Consider the following 6997-nt stretch of genomic DNA (forward strand, 5'->3'; position numbering starts at 1 on the left):
TCTGCCCGGGATCATCCCATTACCTGATCGTGACCTGGAGCACGAGATGAGCACAAAGCTGCCAGGGCATCGGGTGTGACCGGCGAAACCACGCCGTTTTCGGTGACTATTGCCGTTATCAGACCTGCGGGTGTGATGTCGAACGCAGGGTTGTACGCCTGGGTGCCGAGCGGTGCGACAGGGTTTCCGGCCGATTCGGTGACTTCGTGGCCGGGGCGCTGTTCGATCTCGATGGACGAGCCGTCAGGGGTGCCCTGGTCGACGGTGGTGGTGGGGGCGACGACGACGAAGGGCACGTTGTGGTACCGGGCGAGCACGGCGAGTGGGTAGCTGCCGACCTTGTTGGCCACGGAACCGTCGGCGGCGATGCGGTCGGCGCCGATGAGAACGGCGTGGACGTGGCCCGCGGCGAAGAGTGAGCCCGCGGCGCCGTCGGTGAGCAGGGTGTACGCCATTCCCGAGCGGGCGGCCTCGTACGCGGTGAGGCGGGCGCCCTGGAGCAGGGGGCGGGTCTCGTCGACCCAGAGGCGGCGCAGCTGGCCCTGCCGGTGGGCGGCGAGGGCGACGGCGAAGGCGGTGCCCTCACCGCCGGAGACGAGGGCACCGGTGTTGCAGTGGGTGAGAATCTGGTAGCCGCCGCCGGGGAGGAGCTCGGTCAGCAGCTGGAGGCCGTTGCGGGCCATGGCGGCGCTGGCCTCGCTGTCCTCGGCGTGGAGGCTGCGGGCCTCGGCCAGGGCCGCTGCGGCGGCGCGTTCGGGGTCGCCGCCGGCGCTGCCGGTGAGGGCGGCCCGGTAGGCGGCGGCGGCCCGGCGGACGCCGTAGGCCAGGTTGACGGCGGTGGGCCGGGCGTGGGCGAGGGATGCTGCGGCCTCGTCCACGTCGTAGCCGCGGACGGCCGCGAGGGCGACGCCGTAGGCCCCGGCTATGCCGAGCAGCGGGGCGCCGCGCACGGCGAGGCTGCGGATGGCCTCGACCAGGGCGGGGACGTCGGTGCAGACCAGTTCCACTTCCCCGGCGGGGAGCCGGGTCTGGTCGAGGAGGACGAGGACGGGGCCCTCCGGCGGCTCCTCCCAGCGCAGCGCCGGCAGTGGCTCGTCAGGGTTCCGTTTGGAATCGTTGGCCAGAGATACCACGTACTGATCACCCATCTGCTCAGTCTGCCGTGAACGGCAGCACGTTTTGAACGGTTGCGGCACTCCGCATCCGCAGGTACAAGCCCGCTACGCCCATGGCACGATGGCCACCGTCCCGCCGTTGGACGGGTAGGTAGCGCAGTAACGAAGGAGCGATGATGAACGACTCTCCGGGCTGGGCCTCGCCCGGATCCTCACCCTCCGGCGAACCCGGCCGAGCCGACGGCCCCGGCACGCCGCAGGATGCTGCGCCCCCGAACTGGTCCCAGCAACAGCCGCCCGCCGCCGAGTGGCAGGCCAACGGAGGCTGGGGCGGCCCGCCCCCGCCCGCCGGCCCGGTCTGGGGCCGGCCGTCGCCCGCCGGCTGGCAGCAGCCGCACTGGGGACCCCCGCCGTCACCCAAGCCCGGGATCATCCCTTTGCGGCCGCTGGGCATCGGCGAGATCCTCGACGGCGCGGTCTCCACCATGCGGACGCACTGGCGCACGGTGCTCCCCATCTCCTTCGCGGTCTCGCTGCTGACCCAGGGCGCCATGGTGGTGCTGCAGGGGTTCATGCTCGACGACAACGCGACGATCAACTCCCTCGACGGCAATGCCGAGCCGAGCTTCAACGACGTCATGCACGCCGTCGGCGGCACTCTGGCCGCCGCGGGGCTCGCGCTGGTCGTCACGCTCCTGGGGGTGGTGATCGCCACCGCGATGCTCACCATGGTCATCAGCCGGGCCGTCCTCGGCAACGAGGTGACCCTGGGCGAGGCCTGGTCCGATGCCCGCCCCCAGCTGCCGCGACTGCTCGGCCTGACCGTCCTGCTCTCCCTCATCGGCGTGGGCATCTTCGCCGTCGGCGTCGCCCCGGGCATCGCCGTCGCGGTCGGCGGCTCCACCGGAGCGGGCCTCGGCCTGGGGTTCGTCGGCGGCCTTGCGGCCCTCGGCGTGCTCGTCTGGCTGGGGATCCGCTTCAGCCTGTCGTCTCCCGCGCTGATGCTGGAGAAGCAGGGCGTCCTGAAGTCGATGGCCCGGTCGGTCAAGCTGGTCCGCGGTTCGTGGTGGCGCATGCTGGGCATCCAGTTGCTCACCATGATCCTCGTCTACATCGTCTCGTCGATCATCCAGGTTCCCTTCGTCCTGCTGGGGATCGCCGCCGGGAGCGACGGGCTGACGGCCTTCGCCTCGGGCGACCAGGCAGGTCTCGGCTGGACGTACCTGATCGTCATCGGCATCGGCGCCGTCATCGGATCCACCATCACCTTCCCCATCAACGCCGGCGTTACCGCCCTGCTCTACATGGATCAGCGCATCCGCCGCGAGGCCCTGGACATCGAACTCGCCCGCGCCGCGGGAGTCCCCGGCTACACCGACGCCCTCGGCGGGGACGCCGTGCCCGGCAACAGCTCAGCCACCGGGGGCTGATGCCGATGTCGGGGGAGGACGTACCGGTCACCATTCCCCGCGGCCCCGCCCGCGAGGCCGCCGAGGACGAGCTGTCCAAGGGGATCTACCACCGGCACGACCCGAGCCTGTTCGAGCGCGCCCTGAACTGGCTCTGGGAGAAGATCACCCACCTGCTCGACAGCGCCTCCGGAGTCACCCCCGGAGGCACCGTCGGCCTGGTGACGATCATCGTCGTGATCGTGCTCCTGGCCGTCGCTCTGCGGCTGCGGCTCGGCAAGATGCGCGCGCAACCGAATGCCGGCGCCGGGCTGTTCGCCGACATCCCGCGGACCGCGGCCGAGCACCGGACCGCCGCGGACGAACACGCACGCCACGGGCGGTGGACGCAGGCCGTCCAGGAGCGCATGCGCGCGATCGTGCGCTCCCTGGAGGAGCGGACCCTGCTCGACCCGCGGCCCGGCCGGACCGCCGACGAGGCCGCCACCGAGGCGGGCCGCTCCCTCCCCGAGCACGCCGCGCGCCTCCTAAAGGCCGCCCGCACCTTCGACGACGTCACCTACGGAGATCGCCCGGGCACCCCGCAGGCGTACGCCGCCCTGCGCGAACTCGACGCCGAAGTCCAGCGCACCAAACCCCGGTTGGCCGAAACCGCCGCAGGCCCCGCCGGGGGTGCTCGCTCATGACCGACACCCTGTCCCCGGCGAAGGCACCCGCCCCGGCCACCTCGACAACGTCGACGTCGCCGACGGCCGGTCAACTCTGGACCCGCTCGCGGACCCTGCTCGCCGCGCTCATCGCGCTGCTCCTTTTCGGCGTCCTCTACGCCGCCGCGCATTCCCGTGAGAACCATGCCGCACTCGACCCCCGTTCGCCCGACCCTTCCGGCAGCCGGGCCGTTGCTCAACTCCTCCACGACCAGGGCGTGACCACCACGGTCGTCACCACCACCAACGAGGCCGTGGCCGCCGCCGCCGGACCCGACACCACCGTCCTCGTCACCGTGCCCGACCTGTTGACGATGCGTCAGCAGAGCGCACTGCACAAAGCGTTCGAGCGGTCCGCCGGCCGCATCGTCCTCCTCTCCCCCAGCGACGCCTCCGTCGGCACGCTCGCCCCCGTCGTCCACTACGCCGGGCCCGTGCCCGTCCAGGTCCGCGCCCCCGGCTGCGACCTCCAGGCCGCCCGCAACGCCGGCGACGCCGACATGGGCGGTGGCGGCTACTCGACCTCCGCAGGCGGCGCCGACCGCTGCTACCCCGACGGATCAGGCGACTTCACCCTGCTGCGCCTGCCGAGGGCCGACGGCGGCGACACCATCGTCCTCGGCACCCACACGCTCCTGCAGAACGCGAACCTCGACGAACAGGGCAACGCCTCGTTGGCGATGCAGATCCTCGGCGCCCATCCGCGGCTCGTCTGGTACCTCCCCTCACTCGCCGACGCCTCCGCCTTCGGCGGCGGCCGGCAGAACTTCCTCGACCTCATCCCCGACGGCTGGAACTGGGCCGTCCTCCAGCTCTTCATCGCCGCCGTCCTCGCGGCTCTCTGGCGCGCCCGCCGACTCGGCCCCGTCGTCGCCGAGCGGCTGCCCGCCACCGTCCGCGCCGCGGAGGCCACCGAGGGACGGGCCCGCCTCTACCGCCGCGGCAATGCCCGGGGCCGCGCCGCGGAGGCGCTTCGCACCGCCACACGCGACCGGCTGGCCCCTCTGGTCGGCGTCCCCCCGTCCCAGGCCCACGACCCCGGCATACTGACCGCCGCGGTGGCGGCTCGGCTCGGCGATCCCGCCGCCGACCCGCACACCCTGCTCCACGGTCCCCCTCCCCCCGATGACGCGGCCCTGCTGCGTCTGGCCGACGACCTCGACGCACTGGAACGCCGCGTCCTTCTCAACGAGAGGAAAGCAACCCCGTGAGCGCCGCCCCGACCGCCGACAGCGCCCGCGCCTCCCTGGAGGCCCTGCGCACCGAAATCGCCAAGGCCGTCGTCGGCCAGGACCCCGCCGTCACCGGCCTGGTCGTGGCCCTGCTCTGCCGGGGTCACGTCCTCCTCGAAGGAGTGCCCGGAGTCGCCAAGACCCTGCTCGTGCGCGCCCTGGCCGCCTCCCTCCAGTTGGAGACCAAGCGGGTCCAGTTCACCCCCGACCTGATGCCGGGCGACATCACCGGTTCGCTCGTCTACGACGCCCGCACCGCCGAGTTCTCCTTCCAGGCGGGCCCCGTCTTCACCAACCTGCTGCTCGCGGACGAGATCAACCGCACCCCGCCCAAGACCCAGGCCTCCCTGCTCGAAGCCATGGAGGAGCGCCAGGTCTCCGTCGACGGCATCCCGCGGCCGCTGCCCGAGCCGTTCCTTGTCGCCGCGACCCAGAACCCCGTCGAGTACGAGGGCACCTACCCGCTACCCGAAGCACAGCTGGACCGCTTCCTGCTGAAGCTGATCCTGCCGCTGCCCTCCCGCGAGACCGAGATCGACGTGCTCACCCGCCACGCCGACGGCTTCAACCCGCGGGACCTGGACTCAGCCGGGCTACGGCCGGTCGCCGGCCCCGCCGACCTCGACGCCGCCCGGGCCGCCGTCGCCAAGACCTCGGTCTCCGCCGACATCACGGCCTACATCGTCGATATCTGCCGAGCCACCCGCGAATCCCCCTCTCTGACTCTCGGTGTCTCTCCCCGAGGAGCCACCGCTCTCCTTGCCACCGCCCGCGCCTGGGCCTGGCTCACCGGCCGCGACTACGTCATCCCCGACGACGTCAAGGCCCTGGCCCTCCCCACACTCCGGCACCGCATCCAACTGCGACCCGAAGCCGAGATGGAAGGCATCACGCCCGACTCGGTCATCAGCTCCGTCCTCGCCCACGTCCCCGTGCCCCGCTGAGACGGACGACGACCGACCATGGCACTCACCGGACGAACCGCCCTGCTGGCCGCCATCGGTGCCCTCGCCGTCGGGCTGCTGCTCCCCGGCTGGAGCGGCATCCTGATCGTCGAAGGCACCCTTCTGTTCGGAATTCTGTGCGACCTCGCGCTCGCCGCGCCAGTACGAAAGCTCCATTTCACCCGATCCGGTGAGACATCAGTTCGACTCGGCGAATCGGCGGAGGTCGTGCTCACGGTGACCAACCCGAGCCGCCGCACCCTGCGCGGCCACCTCCGCGACGCCTGGCCGCCCAGCACCTGGTACCCAGGTACCGAAGTCGCCGCGTCCCGTCACCGGCTGAGCATTCCGGCAGGCGAACGCCGTCGCGTCACCACCGCCCTGCACCCCACCCGCCGAGGCGACCGGCACGCCGAACGCGTCACCGTCCGGTCCCACGGGCCCCTCGGACTGGCCGCCCGACAGGGCTCCCACCACGTCCCCTGGACGGTCCGGGTGCTCCCGCCCTTCCACAGCCGCAAGCACCTGCCGTCCCGTCTGGCCCGCCTCCGCGAGCTCGACGGACGCACCTCCGTGCTCATCCGGGGACAGGGCACCGAGTTCGACTCGCTCCGCGAGTACATCCCCGGCGACGACACCCGCTCCATCGACTGGCGCGCCACCGCGCGCCGGGGCACCGTCGCCGTCCGCACCTGGCGCCCCGAACGGGATCGCCACATCCTCATCGTCCTCGACACCGGCCGCACATCGGCCGGCCGCGTCGGGGACGCCCCACGCCTCGACGCCGCCATGGACGCCGCCCTGCTGCTCGCCGTACTCGCGGGCCGCGCAGGCGACCGCGTCGACCTCCTGGCCCACGACCGCCGCGTACGCGCCTCGGTCCAGGGCCGCGCCGCCCGTGACATGCTCCCCGCCCTGGTCAACGCCATGGCACCGCTCGAGGCCGAACTCGTCGAGTCAGACGCACGCGGTCTCGTCGCCACGGTCCTCCAGCGGGCTACACAGCGCTCACTGGTCGTTCTCCTCACCGGACTCGACGCCGCACCGATGGAAGAGGGCCTGCTGCCGGTCCTCCCCCAGCTCACCCACCGCCACGAGGTTCTCATCGCCTCCGTGGCAGACCCGCGCATCGAAGAATTGGCCAAGGGCCGCACCACCGTGGACGCCGTGTACGCGGCCGCGGCCGCCGAACAGACACGGGCCGAACGCCGCCGGGTCGCCCACCGCCTCTCCCGGCACGGAATCACCGTCGTCGATGCCCCGCCTGCCGACATCGCCCCGGCCCTGGCGGACGCCTACCTCGCCCTCAAGGCCGCCGGCCGGCTCTAGACACCCACACCATGAGCGCCGGCCCTGAGTGGACGGTGAGCCTCGCATGGGTGCCCGAACTTGGATGACCCAAGACGCGATCTGACGCCCTCCGCACGCCACTCAGGGCGTTACCTGCCTGGGGAGCCGGCCGTCTCGCACTGTCGGCGGTCCCCAACCGCAGGACAACGCGAAAAAGCCTCAATCCCCGAGTCGAGACTCGGGGATTGAGGCTAATAATTGTTCGGCGGCGTCCTACTCTCCCACAGGGTCCCCCCTGCA

6 protein-coding genes are annotated in these 6997 nt (G+C 72.1%); 5 read left to right on the plus strand and 1 reads right to left on the minus strand.

Features of this window, described 5'->3' with window-relative positions; genetic code table 11:
• Positions 1-11 precede the first annotated feature (11 nt).
• The gene (gene mtnA, locus ACWDAS_RS34240) at positions 12-1148 is read right to left on the minus strand and encodes an S-methyl-5-thioribose-1-phosphate isomerase (protein ID WP_450398673.1); all 1137 of its coding nucleotides are present in this window, start codon (positions 1146-1148) and stop codon (positions 12-14) included.
• Between the two features lie 143 nt (positions 1149-1291).
• On the opposite strand from mtnA, the gene ACWDAS_RS34245 reads away from it, so the two are divergent.
• From ACWDAS_RS34245 to ACWDAS_RS34265, 5 genes are read left to right on the plus strand one after another with little or no spacing between them, the layout of a single operon-like run.
• Positions 1292-2545 (plus strand): DUF7544 domain-containing protein, encoded by a 1254-nt coding sequence (locus tag ACWDAS_RS34245; protein ID WP_450398674.1) that lies wholly within the window; start codon positions 1292-1294, stop codon positions 2543-2545.
• Positions 2546-2550: 5 nt separating this feature from the next.
• Positions 2551-3210: a DUF4129 domain-containing protein gene (locus ACWDAS_RS34250; RefSeq protein WP_450398681.1), complete on the plus strand. Its 660-nt coding sequence runs from the start codon at positions 2551-2553 to the stop codon at positions 3208-3210.
• On the plus strand, positions 3207-4442 hold the full coding sequence (locus ACWDAS_RS34255) for a DUF4350 domain-containing protein (RefSeq protein WP_450398675.1): 1236 nt from the start codon (positions 3207-3209) through the stop codon (positions 4440-4442). The genes ACWDAS_RS34250 and ACWDAS_RS34255 overlap by 4 nt, the downstream gene beginning before the upstream one ends.
• Positions 4439-5407, plus strand: coding sequence for an AAA family ATPase (locus tag ACWDAS_RS34260; RefSeq protein ID WP_450398677.1), 969 nt, complete (start codon positions 4439-4441; stop codon positions 5405-5407). The genes ACWDAS_RS34255 and ACWDAS_RS34260 overlap by 4 nt, the downstream gene beginning before the upstream one ends.
• A gap of 18 nt (positions 5408-5425) precedes the next feature.
• Positions 5426-6736, plus strand: coding sequence for a DUF58 domain-containing protein (locus tag ACWDAS_RS34265; RefSeq protein ID WP_450398679.1), 1311 nt, complete (start codon positions 5426-5428; stop codon positions 6734-6736).
• Positions 6737-6997 lie beyond the last annotated feature (261 nt).

This window comes from Streptomyces sp. NPDC001070, from assembly GCF_053598835.1.

What these genes read in the sequence shown, in the direction of transcription:
- ACWDAS_RS34250 (WP_450398681.1), top strand. Translation starts at nt 2,551, where the DNA reads ATGTCGGGGGAGGACGTACCGGTCACCATTCCCCGCGGCCCCGCCCGC.
- ACWDAS_RS34255 (WP_450398675.1), top strand. Translation starts at nt 3,207, where the DNA reads ATGACCGACACCCTGTCCCCGGCGAAGGCACCCGCCCCGGCCACCTCG.
- mtnA (WP_450398673.1), bottom strand. Translation starts at nt 1,148, where the DNA reads ATGGGTGATCAGTACGTGGTATCTCTGGCCAACGATTCCAAACGGAAC.
- ACWDAS_RS34245 (WP_450398674.1), top strand. Translation starts at nt 1,292, where the DNA reads ATGAACGACTCTCCGGGCTGGGCCTCGCCCGGATCCTCACCCTCCGGC.
- ACWDAS_RS34265 (WP_450398679.1), top strand. Translation starts at nt 5,426, where the DNA reads ATGGCACTCACCGGACGAACCGCCCTGCTGGCCGCCATCGGTGCCCTC.